The following is a 17,527-nucleotide window of genomic DNA, read 5'->3' as shown; positions in this document are numbered from 1 at the left end:
ACTCTCGCCGGGACGTCGTCCGAGCTGATATGACAGGGAACGCGCACCGTTCCCTGTCGCATCGCGCCGATCGACGTGGAGCCGGAAGCACCCGCACCACGGAGATCGAGGAGATCGAGATGCGCTACCTGATGACCACCGGGCAGAACAGCCGCGCGGCCGACGAGGCCCTGTTCGCCGAGATGGGCGCGTTCATCGAGGAGATGACCGCCGCCGGGATCCTCATCGCCACCGGGGGCCTGGAGCCCGGCGGCGTGAAGATGACCTCGCACGGTGACGAGATCACCGTGACGGACGGGCCCTTCGTCGAGGCCAAGGAGGAGATCCTGGGCTTCGCGCTCGTCGAGGTGTCCTCCCACGAGGAGGCGCTAGAGGTCTCGCGGCGCTTCCGGAAGATCGTCGGTGACGGCGACAGCATCCTGCACCGGGTGATGGGCCCGTGACCTCCCCGCGTGGGGGCGGCGTGCGCGCCCGGGTGGACGCGGTCTGGAAGCTCGAGTCCGCCCGGATCGTCGCCGCCCTCACGCGGATGGTCCACGACGTGGGCCTGGCCGAGGAGCTCGCGCAGGACGCGCTGGTCTCGGCCCTCGAGCAGTGGCCGGACGCCGGGGTCCCCGACAACCCCGGCGCCTGGCTGACCTCCGTCGCCAAGCGGCGGGCCGTCGACCACCTCCGTCGCGTGGAACGGGCGGAGCGGGCGCACACGGCGCTGGCGGCCGTGGACACCGAGGACGTCGCCGCTGACGAGGACGAGGACGCCGACGTCCTGCGGCTGATGTTCCTGTCGTGTCACCCGGTGCTGCGCACCGAGGGACGCCTCGCGCTGACCCTGCGCCTGCTCGGCGGCCTGTCCGCCGACGAGATCGCGCGGGCGTTCCTCGTCGACGAGGCCACGATCGCCCGCCGGATCGCCGACGCCAAGCGGACCCTCGCCGACGAGGGCGCCGAGTTCGCGATGCCCGGGCGTGACGAGCTCGCGGCGCGCCTGTCGTCGGTGCTCGAGGTGGTCTACCTCGTCTTCAACGAGGGCTACGCGGCCACGTCCGGGCAGGCCCTGCTGCGCACGGACCTGTGCGGCCAGGCCCTGCGGCTCGGTCACCGGCTGGCTGCCCTCGCCCCGTCCGAGCCCGAGGTGCACGGGCTGCTCGCGCTGATGGAGCTGCAGGCCTCGCGCGCGGCGGCGCGGACCGGACCGACGGGCGAGCCGATCCCGCTGCACGAGCAGGACCGCGGGCGCTGGGACCCGGTCCACGTGCGCCGCGGGTTCACCGCGATGCTGCGAGCACGGGACCTGGGGGGAGGCGCCGGCCCGTACGTCCTCCAGGCGGCCATCGCCGTCTGCCACGCGCAGGCGCGCCGCCCCGAGGACACCGACTGGGCCGCGATCGCCGCGCTCTACGACCGCCTCGCCGCGCTGCTGCCCACGCCCGTCGTCGCGCTGAACCGGGCCGTCGCGGTGGCGCGTGCCCGCGGTCCCGCCGAGGGCCTCGCGCTGGTCGAGGCGCTGCGCGACGACCCCCGGCTGCGCGACTACCACCTGCTGCCCGGGGTGCGCGCCGACCTGCTCGCCCGGCTCGGTCGCGACGAGGAGGCGCGCCGGGAGTACGCCCGCGCGGCCGCGCTGACCCGCAACGACGCCGAGCGCGCGTTCCTCGACGCGCGGGCGGCGGACCTGGTCGCGGCGCCTGCGGGACCCACGCTCGAGGAGGTCGGCGCGCGGTTCCTCGACGGCCTCGACGCCCCCGCCCGCCGGGCGTACGGCCAGACCCTGCGGCGCCTGGTCCGCGGGCTCGGCGGCACGACCCCGCTCGCCGCGCTCACCGGCGCCGACGTCGCCCGGGTGCTCACGACCTCGTGGGGCAGCGCAGCCCCGGCCACCTGGAACCGCCACCGCGCCGCCGCCCGGTCGTTCGCGGCGTTCGTGGAACGGCCGGAGCTCGCGGGGGAGCTGGGGCGCCGCGCGTCGACGGCTGTGTCGTCGGCCTCGGTTTCGCCGGACCGCGTGGCGGCGCTGTGCGACGACCCGGCCCGTCCGGTCCGCGAGCGCGCCTTGTGGTCGCTGCTGCACGAGTCGGGGGCGCCGGTGCGGGCGGTGCTGGCCCTCGACGTCACCGACCTCGACCGCGACGACCGCAGCACCCACGACCGGGCGGTGGTGTGGCGGTCGCGCACGGCGCGGCTGCTGGAGGAGCTGCTCGCGGGCCGGTCCCGCGGACCGGTGTTCCTCGCCGACCGCCGTCCCGGTCCCGCACGCGTCCCGGCGGCGGCCGACCGCTGCCCCGACACCGGCCGCTCGCGCCTGTCCTACGAGCGCGCCGAGTACCTGTTCAAGCAGGCCAGCGAGTCGACGCTGAGCCGGCTCCGGCCTCGGGGCTGAGGCCTGGCCGTCAGAACGGGGGCGGGTCGGGGTCGGGCGTGGGGGTCAGCGGCTCGTCCCGGCGGCGGCGGAGGCTGGCGCGTTGGGCGTCGGTACGGGGCGCGGGGCTCTCGGCTCGGCGGGCGCGCGGGCGGCGTGGCTCGAGGCTGCGCACGAGGTCGTCGTGCTCGGCGGGGTCGGTGTCGGGGTCGTCGTGGTGTTGTTCGTGGGCGGGGAGGGGCCGTGGCGTGGCGGCGGGTCGGGGTGTGGGGAGGGGTTCGAGGATGCGGCGGGGTCGGGTGTCGTAGCGGGCGCCGGCGCGGGTGGTGATGTGGAAGCGGCCGGGTTCGGGTTGGGTGATCCGCCAGCCGGCGTCGTGTTTGGCGCGGTGGTGGTGGCGGCACAGGGCGCCGAGGTTGCGGCTCAGCGACGGGCCGCCGCGCCCGTGGTCGAGGGTGTGGTCGAGGTCGGTGCTGTGGGCGGGGCGTCCGCAGGCGGGGGCGATGCAGGTGCCGTCGCGGGCGCGGACCCAGCGGTCGATCTCGGCGCTGGGACGGCGGTGCCGTGCGTCGGCGGGGTGGACGTGGTCGTCGGGGCCGCGGGGGGTCGCGGCGAGTCCGGGTAGGCGGGCCTGGAGTTCGCGCAGCAGCGACGCCCATCCGGGGTGGTCGTTCGGGTGGAGGGCGGCGAGCAGCGTCGTCGGGACCTGGAGTTCGACGATGGCTGGTCCTGTCCGCCCCCGCCGCTGGTGGCGGCGGGGGACGGGTGGTCGCCCGATCCCGGGTGGGCGCGTGTCGGGCCCGGCGAGGGGTCGGCGGCGGGCGAGCAGGAGGTGTTCGAGGCGGCCGTCGGGGTCGGTGAGCACGACGCGCCATTCGCCGTGGCGGTAGCGCTCGAGCAGATTGCGGGCGGTGGGCGCGATGACGGTGCCCCAGCCCGGTAGCTGGGCGGGGAGGTCGTCGAGCCCGAGCGCAGTCGTTAGTCGTACCCGCACCTCGACGGTCCCGTCCCGCACCCCGGAACGGCCCGCGGGCTCGAGTCCCGTGTCGCGACCGCTCGGGTCGTCGCCGCCGTCTAGCTTCTCGGGAGGCGGCACGGCATCGGGACCGGAGTCGTTGCGGGACCCGTCATCGCCGGGCTCGTCATCGTCCGGGCCGTCGCTCGGGCCGTCCTCGGGTCCGTCGTCGTCGGGTCCGTCGTCGTCGGGTCCGTCGTCGTCGGGTCCGTCGTCGCTCGGCCCGTTGTCGTCGGTGTCGTCTGGTCCGAGTTCGGTGGCGAGCAGGTCGAGCAGGGCGTCGTCGTCGAGCCCGACCGCGGTGCCGTCGAACAACGCCATATAGACGTGCGCCCGCAGCGTGCCGATCTTCACCGGCACCCCGCGGCGGCGCAGCGCCGCCGCGAGCGCCTCCAGGCGCGCCATCCCGACCGCGGTGCGCTCCATCGGCAGGTCATAGCCGCACACGTTCGCCGTGCCCGACGGGTTCCGCGACGAGAGCACCCGCGCTTGTTTCTCGGCGGTGCGCTCCCGGCGCTCGGCCCACTGCGGGTCGAGCGCGGTCGCGACCTGCTGAATCCGCTCGATCAACGCCGCCACCGGCAACGCCGGCGCCTCGGGCAGGACCACCGCGCACACGTGGTGGGCGTGGTCGTCGGCCAGGTCGCGGGTCCAGTCGGAGATCACCCGGGCCTTGGTGTCGTCGAGCTCGCCGCCGCGCATCGCGGCGTGCACCTCGGGCAGGCGGCGCAGCAGGTCATCGGCGAGATCGAGCCAGCGGGAGGCCATCGCCCGCGACCAGCCCAGCGCGGCGGCGGCCTCGTCGCCGGAGAACTCATCGAGCAGCGCGGGGCGGCCTTTCTGCCCGTCCACCGCGCGGCCGGCCTCGTGCAACGCGGTCAGGAACCGGGCGGTGGCCTGATTACGGGCCCGGAAACACGCCCGCGCGTGATCGATGACCTCGACCCCGTCCAGCCCGGAGAGCTCGAGCGCATCGAGCACCGCGAGCGGCACCGGGGTGCCGGCCGCGCGGTCGTCGATGCTCACGAAACAGACGCTAGACCCGACCCCCGACAGCCCTGGACGATCAAGAATCGCAGGTCAGCGCCCGAGATGCCCTCGGTGGGGTGCCGTCGACCTCCGGGCCGAAGCTCTGGCCGACGGACGCGTCTCGTCCGCTCGCCATCACGCCCGGTCCATGCCCCCGGTCGTCATGCAGAGAGTCTCCGTCAGGACCTCGCCCAAAGTCGCGTCGAGCGGGGACAGCCAGTAGGCGACGGGATCGCAGTCGACGAGATTCCACCGCGCCTGCTCGTTCTGAGATTCGTCGAGCAGCACCACACTTGCCCTGCGAGCTGAACCGCCGCCGGCCCGCGTCTCCTGCCACCAGTCCCACAAGCTGGTGTCGGCCGTGACGCCGCGGGTGACGACGAAGTGGTCGGGCACCTCGGCGCCGGCCGGGGCGAACGTTGTCCGCTGCCCGTCGCCGCCGTTGCGGTACGGGACCGTCCGCAACTCCTGTCGGGGCAGCAGGACCCGGGAGAAGCCGGCCGACCCGATGCCCTCGATCTCGACGAGGAAATCGGCCGCGGAGAACGGCACCGGAGACGACATCGCGGAACCTCTCGACGAGCGTTTCGAGAGGACATTGCCGTGTCCAGCAGACGAGCGGCACCACTCCGTGAGTGATCCGGGTTGTCAGGACGACCCAGATCACTCACGTGGCCGAAGGCCCTTCACGCCTCGACGACGACTTTCTCGCCCGTGCCGGCGGGCTTCTTCTTGCCGAGCATCAGCGCCAGGACCACGGCGACCGCGCTCAGGCCCGCCGTGATCAGCATCAGGTTGTCGAACGCCGTGGTGAAGACCTGACCCGTGGCGGCCTGGTCGAGCATGTACTCCTGCAGGAGCGGGGAGGTCGTCGTGGAGCCGCCGGCGGTGGTGGGCGTCGGCTGGGCGCCCATCAGCGCGCCCATGTCGCTCATGCCCTGGGCCTGCTGGCCGGTCATCAGCGCGGTCATCGCGGCCAGGCCCATCGCCGACGAGGTCCGCTGGACGAGGTTGTTGAAGGCGCTCGCGCCGCTGGTGTTCGCGGGCGGGACGGCGGACAGGCCGTTGGTCATGATCGGCATCATCGCCAGGCCGATCCCGCCGGCGCGGAAGGCGAGGATCCACTGCAGGTGGGTGTGCGGCGTCTCGATCGAGACGTCGCGCAGCATCCAGGTGCCGATCGCCATCACCGACAGGCCGATCACGGCGGGCCACCGCGCGCCGAACTTGTCGTAGATCCGCCCGGCCAGCGGCATCATCACGGCCATCACCGCCGCCTGCGGCAGCAGCAGGATGCCGGAGTCGAAGGCGCCCATCCCCTGGAACTGCTGGAGATAGACCGGGATGTAGAACAGCACGCCGAACAGGCCGATCGAGATGATCGCGATCAGCAGCAGCGAATTGGTGAACGGCCAGAACCGGAAGACCCGGACGTCGAGCAGCGGGTGGTCGACCTCGAGCTCGATCACCACGAACAGCGCCAGGCACAGGGTGCCGAACGTCAGCAGGATGAGCACCGGGTAGCTCGTCCAGCCCCACGACTCGCCCTCCGAGAGCGCCAGCAGCAGCGAGAACAGCCCGGCGGCGATCGCCAGGAAGCCCGGCAGGTCGAAGCGCTTCGCGACCCCGCCCTTGAACCCGGGCAGCAGCACGACCGCCGCGATCGCGCCGACCACGCCGATCGGGACGTTGATGAAGAAGATCAGCCGCCAGTCGACGTACTCCACGAGGTATCCGCCGAGGGTGGGGCCGACGGCCGGGGCGACGATGATGCCGAGCCCGTACATGCCCATCGCCGCGCCGATCCGCTCCCGCGGCACGATCCGGTACACCATCGAGAGCGCGACCACCGGGATCACACCACCCGGGATGGCCTGCAGGATCCGGAAAGCGATCATGCTGTTCAGGTCCCACGCCAGCCCGCACAGCGCGGAGCCGGCCGCGAAACCGACCAGCGACAGGATGTAGGCGCGGTTGAGGCCGATCTTCTCGCCGAGCCACGCGCTCGCCGGGACGATCACGCCCAGCGCCAGCGAGTAGGACGTCGCCACCCACTGGATGTCCTCGGTGGTGGCACCGAAGTCCTTCTGCATGGCCGGGATGGCCACGTTGACGATGCTGACGTCCAGCACCGACATGAACATCCCGACGACCAGGACGATCAGCGAGACGACCCACGGCCCCGACGACGCCGGCGCGGGGGCGGGCGGTGCGGGGGACCGTGACGGAGCCGGGGCCGCATGCTGGGGAGGTGCTGCGACCGTCTCGGTACGCGGCTCGGCCGGCGTCTCGGTCGACATTTCTAGAGTGTCGCAGCGAATGGCGGCACGGGCTCGATCTCCGCGCCCGGAGGAACGGTCACGAATGGCGCGTTCCGTCCCATTCCGGTCACCGCTCCTCCTTCTGGATGTCCGCCGTGACGTTCATGCCCGGAATGAGCTCGAGACCGCGCGGGTCGTCGATCGTGATCTTCACGGGGATCACCTGGGTGACCTTCTGGAAGTTCCCCGAGCTGTTCGACTGCGGCAGCGGCGAGAAGACGCCCGCGGCGCCGCCCTGGATCTCGCGCACCGAGCCGGTCAGGGCCACGCCGGGGTAGGCGTCGACCGCGATGTCCACCGGCGCGCCCACGCGCACCGCGTCGATGTCGGTCTCGTCCACGCGCGCGGTGACGGTGAGGTCGGACAGGTCGTAGGCGACGGCGAGCTGCGTTCCCGCCGTGACGAACGCGCCCTCGGTCGTGTCGTCGGCGGCCACCGTCCCCGCGGCGGGCGCGCGGATCGTCAGCTGCGGCTGGACGTACGCGCCCTGCAGCTGCACGCGGCCCACGGCCTCGTCGCGGCGCAGCACCGTCCCCTGCGTCGCCGTCCAGTCGGTGAGGGTCCCGCTCGCGGGCGCGACGATCGGGATCTGGGTGCCGTCGATCTGCGCGTTGTCGGTGGAGACGTAGCGGCTCGAGACCACGAAGTAGTTCACCGCGAACGCGATCGCGGCGATCACCGCGACGGCCGCGATCACGATCAGCGCGATCCGCGTCGAGCGCTTGAGTGGCCGGCGCCCGGACGGGGCCGCCGGCTCCTCGCCCGTCGCCTCCGCCGTCGCGACCGGCCCGGTGGTCGGTTCGTCGGTCATCGCGCACCTCCGGTGACGAGCACCTGCTGGCCCTGCTGCAGCCCGCCGAGGACCTGGGTGCTGTCGGTGCCGACGAGCCCGGCGGTGAAGCGGGTCGGCTGCTGGCGCCCGCCCGGTTCGACGACGACCACCGAGGTGGCGCCGCCCTGCCGTCGCACCGCGCTGTTGGGGACGGTCAGCGAGTTGTCGACCTGCCCGGTCACCACCGACGCGCGGGCCGTCTGGCCCTCGCGCAGGCGCGGGTCGGGGCTGGTCAGCGCCACCGTGACGTAGTAGTTCACGACGTTCGCGATCGCCGCCCCCGACGGCGCGACCGCCTGGACCGTGCCCGCGAGCGTCGCCTCCGGGAGCGCGTCCACGCTGACGTCGACGCGCTGGCCCACCGCGATCGCGGCCGCGTCCGCCTCCTGGAACGGCACGACGACCTGCAGCGCGGAGGCGTCGTCCAGGACGGCGAACTGGGCGCCGCCGGGACGGGTCGGCGACGCGCCGGCCGCGGCGCCCGCCGCTCCCGCCGCGCCGCCGGCGCCCGCCGACGAGCTCGCCGCCGGCGCGCCCGGGATGGCGGCGCCGCCGCCGGGGGCCTGCGCCGTCGTGCCGGAGCTCGGGCCGACGTACTCGCCGACCACGCCGTTCAGGGCGGTGACGACGCCGTCGGTCGGCGCCTTCAGCGTGGTGGCCTCGAGGTCCGAGCGGGCGGTGTTCACCCCGGCGCGGGCGCCGTCGACCGCGGCGCGCGCGGCGTCGAGGGTGTGCGGGCGCTGGGCCTCCGCGGCGTCCAGGTTGTTCTGGGCCTGCACGACGCCCTGGCGGGCCTGCTCGACCTGGAGCTCGCCGGCGGCCGAGGACCCTCCCGACGACCCCCCGGCCCCCGGCGTCGACGCGCCCGCCGCCTGCGCCCCGGCGGCCCCGGACGCGCCGGCTCCGCCCGACGCACCCGCCGGCGCGGCTCCCGAGCCCCCACCCGCCGCCACACGCTCGGTGGCGTCGAGGATGCGCTGCGCCTGGTCCAGGGCCGCCTGCGCGCCGCCGACCGACGTCGAGTCCTCCGCCTGCTCCAGGCTCGCCTGCTGGCCCTCGAGCTGGGCCCGGGCCCGGCGCAGCGCCTGGCGCGCGGCGTCGTCGTCGATCGTGGCGAGGACCTGGCCGCGCGTGACGCGGTCGCCGACGTCCACCTTCACCGACGTCAGCTGCCCGCCCTGGCGGAAGCCGACGTTGACCTGGCCCGAGGACACCGACCCGACGGCCGACACCGACGTGCTCACCGACGCCCGTGCGACCGGCGCGGTGCGCGGGACGGCCGGTCCCATGGCCCCGCAGCCGGCGACGACGGCGCCCGCGGCGACGACGGTGAGACCCAGCACGCCGACCCGTCGACGTCCCCGCGACCCCGAGGTGCTGACCGCCACCCGAGCCCCCTCTGCTGGTTGGTACATACAACTATCGCGCAGCATGACACCAACGGGGGAACGTGTCTCACGGAGCATCACCTGCCGACGAGTGGAGCAATCGCCGCGGTAGAAATTGCGACCCGATCGGCCCTGGGAAGGTCACTCTGGGCGTTCGTGACCGGTTCGTCCCGGACGAACTCCGCCGCGGCGAGCGACGCCGCGGCCGATCAGGGGCCGGGATCACCCCCCACCGGCGGGTGCGCGGGCCCGCACGCCCCTACCGTGGAGTGCGTGTTCCCCTCGACCGCGCAGGCCCACGTCGTCGTCGACGAGTGGGTGCGGGCCGGGGTGACCGACGCGGTCGCGTGCCCCGGCTCGCGCAACGCCCCGCTGCTCGTCGCCCTCGAGGCGGCCGACCGCGACGGCCGCCTGCGCCTGCACGTCCGCATCGACGAGCGTGGCGCGGGCTTCCTGGCGGTCGGCCTCGGCGCCACCACCGGGCGGGTCGTGCCCGTCGTGGTGACCTCCGGGACGGCCGTCGCCAACCTGCACCCCGCCGTCCTGGAGGCGAGCCGCGCCGGGGTGGGCCTCCTCGTGGTCAGCGCCGACCGGCCCGTCGAGCTCGTCGACAGCGGGGCGAACCAGACCATCGACCAGGCGGGCCTGTTCGGCGAGGCGGCGCGGGCGTCGATCGTCATGCCGCTCGCCGAGGACCGCGCCGGCGCCGCCCGCACCTGGCGGGCCGTCGTGGCACGCGCCCTCGACCGCGCCGCCGGCACGAGCGGCGGCGACCCGGGGCCGGTGCAGCTCAACGTCCCGCTGCGCGAGCCCCTGCTCGACCCCGCCGACGACGCCCCCGGCGAGCCCGACCCGGCGCTTGCGGGCCGCGTCGACGCCGCCCCGTGGACCCGCACGATCGCCGCGCCGCCGACGTCCGTGCTCGCCCCGCTGCCGCTGCGCGCCGGCGCCCGCACGCTCGTCGTCGCCGGCTACGGCGGCGCCGCGGTGCCCGCCGGGACCCGGCTGCCCGAGGGCGTGCCGGTGCTCGCCGAGCCCACGTCGCCGCTGTGGTCGGACGCCCTCGGCGGCCGCATGCTGCACGCCGGTACCTGGGTGCTGCCGGCCGCGCTCGACGGGCTGCGCGACGACCTGCGCCCCGAGCAGGTCGTCGTCCTGGGCCGCCCGACCCTGCACCGCTCGGTGTCCCGCCTGCTCGCCGACCCGGGCATCGAGGTGCTCGCGGTGCCCGCGGTCGCCCCGAGCGGGCGGCCCCGGCCGGGCTGGACCGACGTCGCCGGCGCCGTCTCCGCCGTCGGCGCGCTGCCCGACCCGGACGACTGGAAGCCCGACCTGCACTTCGCCCGCGCCTGGGCCGAGGCGTCCGACCGCGCCGCCTCGGTGATCCGGACCGACGACGCCGAGGACGGCCCGGCGCTGGCCGCCGCCACCGTCGCGGCGCTCCCGTCCGGGGCGCACCTCGTCGTCGGCTCGTCCGCCCCGATCCGCGACGTCGCGCTCGCCGCCACCCCGCGCGGCGACGTCACCGTCCACTCGGCGCGCGGCGTCTCCGGCATCGACGGTGCCGTCTCGCTGGCGGTCGGCGTCTCGCTCGGGCACCGCGGGCCGACCTACGCGCTGCTCGGCGACCTGACGTTCCTCCACGACACCAACGGCCTGCTCGTCGGGCCGGACGAGCCGCGCGGCGAGCTGACGATCGTCGTCGCCAACGACGACGGCGGCGGGATCTTCACCACCCTCGAGCAGGGCGCCCCGCGCTATGCGGCGGCGTTCGAGCGGGTCTTCGGCACCCCGCACGGCACCGACCTCGCCTCGCTCTGCGCCGCCCACCACGTGCTCCACCGTCGCGCCACGCCCGCCGAGCTGTCCGACGCGCTCGCGCCCACCGGCCGGCCGGGCACCCGCGTGGTCGAGGTGACGATCGACCGGACGACCCGGCGCGCGGCGGGGGAGCAGAGCGCGGCGGCCGTCCGCGAGGCGCTCAGCAGCGCGGAGTAGCTGTGAGCCCCGGGTGAACCCGGAGGGTGACGCTGTCGTTCCCGCACGCGGTCACCACGGGGGATCAGGAAAGATGGCGCCGCCCCGAGCGGAACGACGAACGGAGTGCGGCAGGCGTGCTGGTGCTGGTGGTGGCGCACGCGGTGGCGGCGCTGGCCGCGCCCGCACTCGTCCGGGCGCTCGACCGACGGGCGTTCCTCGTCCTCGCGCTCGTCCCCGCCGCGGCGTTCGCGTGGATCCTCGCGCAGCTCCCCGCCGTCGTCGCCGGGCAGCCGGTCGAGGAGGACGTGCCCTGGATCCCGGCCCTCGGGATCGACATCGCGATGCGCCTGGACTCCCTCGCGGCGACGGTGTCGCTGCTGGTCACCGGGGTCGGCGCGCTGGTGCTCCTGTACTGCTCGCGATACTTCTCGGCCGGGGCCCGCGGGCTCGGCCGGTTCGCGGGCGTCCTGACCGCGTTCGCCGGCGCGATGCTCGCGCTCGTCTGGTCGAACGACGTGTTCGTGCTCTACGTGTGCTGGGAGCTCACGACCGTCTTCTCGTTCCTGCTGGTCGGCCACGACGCGGGGAAGCGGGCGAGCCGCGCGGCCGCGGTGCAGGCGCTCGTCGTCACCGCGGCGGGCGGGCTGACGATGCTCGTCGGGCTGGTGATCCTCGCCGACGCCGCCGGCACGTCCCGCCTGGACGACCTCGTCGCCTTCTTCGCCGGGCCGGCGGCCACCCCCGCGGCCCTGACCGCCGGCGTCGTCTGCGTCCTCGTCGGGGCCGTCACCAAGTCCGCGCTCGTCCCGTTCCACTTCTGGCTGCCCTCGGCGATGGCCGCGCCGACGCCCGTCAGCGCCTACCTGCACGCCGCGGCGATGGTGAAGGCCGGCGTCTACCTCGTGCTCCGCCTCGCCCCGGGGCTCGCCGACGTCGAGCCCTGGCGTCCGCTGATCGCCACGCTCGCGGTGACGACCATGCTGCTCGGCGGCATCCAGGCGCTGCGCCAGCACGACCTCAAGCTGGTCCTCGCGCACGGCACCGTCTCGCAGCTCGGGTTCATGATCCTGCTCGCGGGGGCGGGCACCCGGGACGCGGCGCTCGCGGCGCTCGGCCTCGTCGTCGCCCACGCGATGTTCAAGGCCTGCCTGTTCCTCGTCGTCGGCGTCATCGACCGCCGCGCCGGCACCCGTGACCTGCGCGAGCTCTCCGGCCTGGGACGCCGCGCGCCCGTGCTGGCCACCGCCGGCATCCTCGGCGCCGCGTCGATGGCCGGGCTCCCGCCGCTGCTCGGGTTCGTCACCAAGGAGGGCGCCTTCGAGGCGTTCCTGCACGACGCCTACGGGCCGGCGGCGGTGCCGCTGCTCGCGCTCGTCGTGCTCGGGTCGGTGCTCACCGTCGGCTACAGCACGCGGTTCGTCTGGGGCGCGTTCTGGCGCAAGCCGGGGGTCGAGGAGGTGCGCTGGCAGGCGCCGGGCGCGCTCTTCGCCACCGCGCCGATCGTGCTCGGCGTCGCCGGGCTCGCCGCGGGCGTCGGCGTCTCGGCCCTCGCCCCGCTGCTCCTGCCCTACGCCGACACGCTGCCCGTCACCTACCCGGCGCTGCTCGAGCTCGCGGTGATCCCGTCGGTCGGGGTCGCGCTGGGCCTCTCGGTGCTCGCCGTGACCCTCGGCTTCGTGGTCGGCCTGCCGCGGGTCAGCGCGCGCCTGACCGCCCGCCACCCGCTGGCCGGGGTCCGCGCGGAGATCACGTGGCGCGGCGTCGTCCACGCCCTGGAGAACACCTCGCTGCGCGTCACCGCGCTCACCCAGCGCGGGTCGCTGCCCTGGATCCTCTCGACGGTCTTCGCGGTCCTCGTGATCGGCCCGGGCCTGGTGCTGCTGGTCGGGCCCGAGCTCGGCGAGGTCCGGGTCGACCGGCTCGCGGACTCGCCGTTCCAGGTGCTCGCGGCCGTCATCGGCGCCGCCTGCGCGATCGTCGCCACCCGCGTGCGCCGGCGCCTCGGGGCGGTCCTCGTCGTCGGCGGCGTCGGGTACGCGACCGCGCTGATCTTCGCGCTCGCGGGCGCGCCCGACGTCGCGCTCACCCAGGCCCTGGTCGAGACGGCGACGCTGGTGGTCGTCGTGCTCGTCCTGCGCACGCTGCCGCGCGACATCGCCGACCGGGACACCCCGCGCCGCCGTGTCCGGCGCCTGATCGTCGCCGTGCCGGTCGGCCTGCTGATGGCCGGGCTCGGCGCGGTCGCCCTCGCCGCCCGGTCCGCGCCCGCCGTGTCCGCGGCCTACCCCGCCCAGGCCTACGGCTTCGGCGCCGGGGCGAACGTCGTCAACGTGACCCTGGTCGACATCCGCGCCTGGGACACCATGGGCGAGCTCTCGGTGATCGTCGCCGCCGCCACGGGCGTCGCGAGCCTCGTGTTCCTGCACCGCCGCTCCGGCGCGCCGCCGCGCGGCGAGCCGCAGCCCGTCGTCACCCCGACCACGCGGGCCGGCGGCTGGCTGAGGGCGGCACGGCGCGGCGACGAGGACCGGGTGCTGCTGCTCGAGGTGGTGACCCGCCTCGTCTTCCCGACGATGATGGTCGTCTCCCTCTACTTCCTGTTCGCCGGGCACAACGCGCCCGGCGGCGGGTTCGCGGGCGGGCTCGTCGCCGGCCTGTCGCTCGTCGTGCGCTACGTCGCCGGCGGGCGCTACGAGCTCGGCGAGGCGGTGCCGGTGGACGCCGGCCTGCTGCTCGGGCTCGGGCTGCTCCTCGCGGGCGGCACCGGGGTCGGGGCGCTGCTGCTCGGCGGCGAGGTGCTGCAGACCGCCGTGGTCGAGGGGTACGTGCCGCTGCTCGGGAACGTCAAGTTCGTGACGTCGCTGATCTTCGACGTCGGCGTCTACCTGATCGTCGTCGGGCTCGTGCTCGACGTGCTGCGCAGCCTCGGCGCGGAGCTCGACCGACGGCGCGTCGCCGCCGTGACCCGGCAGGAGGTGCCGACGTGACCTCGCCGATCGTGCTGCTCGCCCTCATCGGGGTGCTCTACGCCGCGGGCGTCTACCTGATCCTCGAGCGCAGCCTGACCCGCGTGCTGCTGGGCATCCTCGTGCTCGGCAACGGCACCAACGTGCTGGTCATCGTCGCCGGCGGCCGCGCGGGCGCCCCGCCGCTGGTCGGCACGGCGCCGGACGCGGAGATGAGCGACGCCCTGGTCCAGGCCCTGGTGCTCACGGCCATCGTCATCACCCTCGGCGTCACGGCGTTCCTGCTCGCCCTCATCCACCGCACCTGGACCCTCGAGCGCGAGGACGACCTCACCGAGGACGTCGAGGACCGTTCGGTGCGCCGGCGCCTCGCGCGCGGGGAGCAGGAGGACGAGGAGGAGCTCGACACCACCGGGTGCGAGAACGCCTCGGACACCGACGACGACGAGTCCGAGCTGGAGCCCGCGAGCGCCGGCGGGGAGGCCGCGCGGTGAACCCCGGGTCCAGCCTGCTCGCCACGATCATCCCGCTGCCGGTGCTGCTGCCGCTGCTCGGCGCGGGCGCGACGCTGGTGCTCTCGCGGCGCCCGACGCTGCAGCGCGCGCTCTCGGTCGTCGTCCTCACGGTCGTGGTGGTCATCGCCGCGCTGCTGCTCGTCGCGGCCGTGCAGAACGGCCCGATCGTCGTGACGGTCGGGTCGTGGCCGGTGCCGCTGGGCATCACGCTCGTGGTCGACCCGCTCTCGGCGCTGATGCTGCTCACGTCGATGACGGTGACGCTCGCCGTGCTCGTCTACGCGATCGGCCAGGGCGTCTACGACCGCGACGAGACGACGCCGATCACGATCTTCCACCCCACCTACCTGGTGCTCGCCGCGGGCGTCGCCAACGCGTTCCTCTCCGGGGACCTGTTCAACCTCTACGTGGGGTTCGAGGTCCTGCTCATGGCGAGCTACGTGCTGCTGACCCTGGGCGGGAGCCGCTCGCGGGTGCGCGCGGGCATCACCTACGTCGTCGTCAACGTGGTGTCCTCGCTGGTCTTCCTCGTCGGCATCGCGCTGGTCTACGCCGCGGTCGGCACGCTGAACCTCGCGCAGATCTCGCTGCGCATGGAGCAGGTGCCCCCGGGCACGGCGCTCGCGATCCACCTCGTGCTGCTGACCGCGTTCGGCATCAAGGCCGCGGTGTTCCCGCTCTCGGCCTGGCTGCCCGACAGCTACCCGACCGCCGCCGCCCCGGTCACCGCGGTGTTCGCCGGCCTGCTCACCAAGGTCGGCGTCTACTCGATCATCCGCACCGAGACGCTGATCTTCCCGGACTCGGAGGTCACGCAGACGATCCTGCTCGTCGCCGCCGGGCTGACGATGCTGGTCGGCGCACTCGGCGCGATCGCGCAGGCCGACATCAAGCGGATCCTGTCGTTCACGCTGGTCAGCCACATCGGCTACATGATCTTCGGGATCGCGCTCGCGACCCCGCTCGGCGTGGCCGGTGCGGTGTTCTACGTCGTCCACCACATCACCGTGCAGGCCACGCTGTTCTGCGTGGTGGGTCTCATCGAGGGGGTCGGCGGCTCGACGTCGGTGACGCGCCTCGGTGGGTTGATGAAGGCGTCGCCCGTGCTCGCCGTGCTGTGGTTCATCCCGGCGATCAACCTCGGCGGCATCCCGCCGCTGTCGGGCTTCGTGGGCAAGCTCGGGCTGGTGCAGGCCGGCGTCGTCGACGGCTCCGCGCTCGCGTGGGTCGTCGTGGTCGTGGCGGTGCTGACGAGCCTGCTGACGCTCTACGCGGTGACCAAGGTCTGGGTGCTGGCGTTCTGGCGCCCGGCCGACCAGATCCCGGTCCCGGACGCGCCCGACGAGACCGCCGAGAGCGAGGACGAGTACGGCGACGAGGACAGCGACGACGAGGAGGCCGCCGGGGACGGTGACGCCGCCCGGCCCTCGGGCGACGGCGGCCTGCCCGGCGCCCCGTCGCCGCGGACCGGCGTGCTCACCGGTGTCCGCCCCGGCACGGCGCGCACGATCGCGCGCCAGGAGGCCAACATCGGCGCCGAGGTCGACTGGCCGGTCGCACGCCTGGCCCCGGCGGACGGCACGCCGGCCCTCTCCGGGCGGCTCCTCGGCGCCCCCGGCGACCGGGTGTCGAGCCGGCTGCCCAAGGTCATGGCGGGCGCCACCGGCGCGCTCGTCGCCCTCGGGCTCTCCCTCACCGTGGTCGCCGGCCCGCTCTACGCGGTCGCCGACCAGGCCGCCGACGACCTCGTCGCCCGCTCCCCCTACATCTCGGCCGTGTTCGCGCAGACCGTCGACGACCGGGTGGCGCGGTGAGCGGGGGGAGGGGGAACGGCCCGACCCCGCCCGACACCACGGGCCTGCTGCGCCGCGCCGTGCCCGTCGTCTGGCTCGTGCTGGTGTGGGTGCTGCTGTGGGGGACGTTCTCCTGGGCCAACGTGCTCGGGGGGCTCGTCGTGGCGCTCGTGGTGCTGGTGGTCTTCCCGCTGCCGCCGGCGCCGGGACGGAGCTGGCTGCGTCCCGGCCCGGCACTGCGCACGCTGCGTCGCTTCGTCGCCGACCTCGTCGTGTCCAGCCTGCAGGTGGCGTGGCAATCGCTGGAGGCCCTGCGCCCCGGCCGGCCGATCCGCAGCTCGGTGGTCGCGGTCCGCCTCGAGTCCTCGTCGGAGTTCGTCATGGCGATGGCGGTCGAGATCCTCTCGCTGGTGCCCGGCAGCCTGGTCATCGAGGCCCGCCCGGAGGAGCGCACGCTCTACGCGCACGTCCTGGGGGCCGACGACGCCGAGGCGGTGGCCGCGTTCCGGGCGCAGGTCGCGCGCCTGGAGGCCGACCTGGTCGAGGCGCTGGGCCGCCCCCAGGCCGCCGGCGCCCCGTCCGAGGAGATCCCGTGAGCACACTGCCCGCCCTGCTCGACGCCGTGCTCGTCGTCTCGCTCGTCCTGCTGGGGATCTCGGCGGTGCTCGTCGTCGTGCGCCTGCTGCGTGGTCCCACGGGGCTCGACCGGCTCGTCGCGCTCGACGTCCTCGTCGCCGAGTTCCTCTGCGGGCTCGTCGCCTACGCCGCGCTGACCGGTGACTCCGCGCTGGTCCCGGTGGTGGTGGCGATCAGCCTGGTCGGGTTCCTCGGGTCGACCACCGTCGCGCGCTTCGTGCGCCGGGGGACCGACCGGTGAGCCCCGGCAGCCGCGAGGGGCTGGCCGTCACGCTCGACGCGATCGGCACGGTCGCGATCGTCGCCGGGGTGCTGCTGACCCTCGTCGCCTCGATCGGCCTGCTCTCCCTGCCCGACGTGCTGAGCCGCATGCACGCGGCGACGAAGCCGCAGGTCGTCGGGCTGCTGCTCGTGGTCATCGGGGGTGCGCTGCACCTGCGGACCAGCGTCGACGTCTGGATGCTCGTGCTGGTCGGGGCGTTCCAGCTCGTGACGGCGCCGGTGACCGCGCACGTCGTCGGCCGCCTCGCCCACCGCGGTGACGGGGTGCGCCGCGACCTGCTCTACGTCGACGAGCTCGTGGACACCCGGGACGGCGCCGACCCCGGCCCCGACCGCCCCGAGCCCGACGAGCCCGACGTGGAGGACCCGGACGTCCCGGCGCCGCGGGGCGGGTGGACGGAGGGGTCGTGAGGC

Annotated in this window: 14 protein-coding genes; 9 read left to right on the top strand and 5 right to left on the bottom strand. The window is 74.8% G+C overall.

Annotated features, from left to right (window positions below; translation table 11 throughout):
- The first annotated feature begins 119 nt into the window (after positions 1-119).
- Together EV188_RS30155 and EV188_RS30150 are read left to right on the top strand one after the other, a co-directional pair.
- Positions 120-443, top strand: coding sequence for a YciI family protein (locus tag EV188_RS30155; protein WP_133830043.1), 324 nt, complete (start codon positions 120-122; stop codon positions 441-443).
- Positions 440-2,377 carry a sigma-70 family RNA polymerase sigma factor gene (locus EV188_RS30150; protein ID WP_243742104.1) on the top strand — a complete coding sequence of 646 codons (1,938 nt, stop codon included), beginning with the start codon at positions 440-442 and terminating at the stop codon, positions 2,375-2,377. Before EV188_RS30155 ends, EV188_RS30150 begins: the two co-directional genes overlap by 4 nt.
- 10 nt (positions 2,378-2,387) lie before the next feature.
- On the opposite strand, the gene EV188_RS30145 is transcribed toward EV188_RS30150, so the two are convergent.
- From EV188_RS30145 to EV188_RS30125, 5 genes are all read right to left on the bottom strand, one after another.
- A complete protein-coding gene (locus EV188_RS30145; protein WP_133830042.1) occupies positions 2,388-4,397 on the bottom strand; it encodes an HNH endonuclease signature motif containing protein in 2,010 nt (669 codons plus the stop codon).
- A gap of 138 nt (positions 4,398-4,535) precedes the next feature.
- Positions 4,536-4,952: a phage tail protein gene (locus EV188_RS30140; protein WP_166660172.1), complete on the bottom strand. Its 417-nt coding sequence runs from the start codon at positions 4,950-4,952 to the stop codon at positions 4,536-4,538.
- 134 nt (positions 4,953-5,086) lie between these two features.
- Positions 5,087-6,700, bottom strand: a complete 1,614-nt coding sequence (locus EV188_RS30135; RefSeq protein ID WP_133830040.1) for a DHA2 family efflux MFS transporter permease subunit — start codon at positions 6,698-6,700, stop codon at positions 5,087-5,089.
- Between the two features lie 88 nt (positions 6,701-6,788).
- On the bottom strand, positions 6,789-7,532 hold the full coding sequence (locus EV188_RS30130) for an HlyD family secretion protein (protein WP_133830039.1): 744 nt from the start codon (positions 7,530-7,532) through the stop codon (positions 6,789-6,791).
- Complete coding sequence (locus tag EV188_RS30125) at positions 7,529-8,941, bottom strand: efflux RND transporter periplasmic adaptor subunit (protein ID WP_166660171.1); 1,413 nt, start codon at positions 8,939-8,941, stop codon at positions 7,529-7,531. Before EV188_RS30125 ends, EV188_RS30130 begins: the two co-directional genes overlap by 4 nt.
- Positions 8,942-9,214: 273 nt before the next feature.
- On the opposite strand from EV188_RS30125, the gene menD reads away from it, so the two are divergent.
- The 7 genes from menD to mnhG all read left to right on the top strand — a co-directional run bounded on the left by menD (position 9,215) and on the right by mnhG (position 17,524).
- On the top strand, positions 9,215-10,939 hold the full coding sequence (gene menD, locus EV188_RS30120; protein ID WP_133830037.1) for a 2-succinyl-5-enolpyruvyl-6-hydroxy-3-cyclohexene-1-carboxylic-acid synthase: 1,725 nt from the start codon (positions 9,215-9,217) through the stop codon (positions 10,937-10,939).
- Between the two features lie 116 nt (positions 10,940-11,055).
- Positions 11,056-13,908 (top strand): Na+/H+ antiporter subunit A, encoded by a 2,853-nt coding sequence (locus EV188_RS30115; RefSeq protein WP_133830036.1) that lies wholly within the window; start codon positions 11,056-11,058, stop codon positions 13,906-13,908.
- Positions 13,905-14,381 carry a Na(+)/H(+) antiporter subunit C gene (locus EV188_RS30110; protein WP_133830035.1) on the top strand — a complete coding sequence of 159 codons (477 nt, stop codon included), beginning with the start codon at positions 13,905-13,907 and terminating at the stop codon, positions 14,379-14,381. Before EV188_RS30115 ends, EV188_RS30110 begins: the two co-directional genes overlap by 4 nt.
- Positions 14,378-16,216 (top strand): Na+/H+ antiporter subunit D, encoded by a 1,839-nt coding sequence (locus tag EV188_RS30105; protein ID WP_133830034.1) that lies wholly within the window; start codon positions 14,378-14,380, stop codon positions 16,214-16,216. The genes EV188_RS30110 and EV188_RS30105 overlap by 4 nt, the downstream gene beginning before the upstream one ends.
- Positions 16,213-16,791 (top strand): Na+/H+ antiporter subunit E, encoded by a 579-nt coding sequence (locus EV188_RS30100; protein WP_133830033.1) that lies wholly within the window; start codon positions 16,213-16,215, stop codon positions 16,789-16,791. The genes EV188_RS30105 and EV188_RS30100 overlap by 4 nt, the downstream gene beginning before the upstream one ends.
- On the top strand, positions 16,788-17,072 hold the full coding sequence (locus EV188_RS30095; protein ID WP_243742103.1) for a monovalent cation/H+ antiporter complex subunit F: 285 nt from the start codon (positions 16,788-16,790) through the stop codon (positions 17,070-17,072). Before EV188_RS30100 ends, EV188_RS30095 begins: the two co-directional genes overlap by 4 nt.
- Entirely contained in the window at positions 17,069-17,524 is a 456-nt protein-coding gene (mnhG, locus tag EV188_RS30090) for a monovalent cation/H(+) antiporter subunit G (RefSeq protein WP_243742102.1), read from the top strand. Before EV188_RS30095 ends, mnhG begins: the two co-directional genes overlap by 4 nt.
- Positions 17,525-17,527: the final 3 nt, after the last annotated feature.

Source organism: Actinomycetospora succinea (genome assembly GCF_004363095.1).
GTDB lineage: Bacteria > Actinomycetota > Actinomycetes > Mycobacteriales > Pseudonocardiaceae > Actinomycetospora > Actinomycetospora succinea.
This window is presented reverse-complemented; position numbering and strand designations above follow the sequence as displayed.

What these genes read in the sequence shown, in the direction of transcription:
- EV188_RS30155 (WP_133830043.1), top strand. Translation starts at nt 120, where the DNA reads ATGCGCTACCTGATGACCACCGGGCAGAACAGCCGCGCGGCCGACGAG.
- EV188_RS30135 (WP_133830040.1), bottom strand. Translation starts at nt 6,700, where the DNA reads ATGTCGACCGAGACGCCGGCCGAGCCGCGTACCGAGACGGTCGCAGCA.
- EV188_RS30130 (WP_133830039.1), bottom strand. Translation starts at nt 7,532, where the DNA reads ATGACCGACGAACCGACCACCGGGCCGGTCGCGACGGCGGAGGCGACG.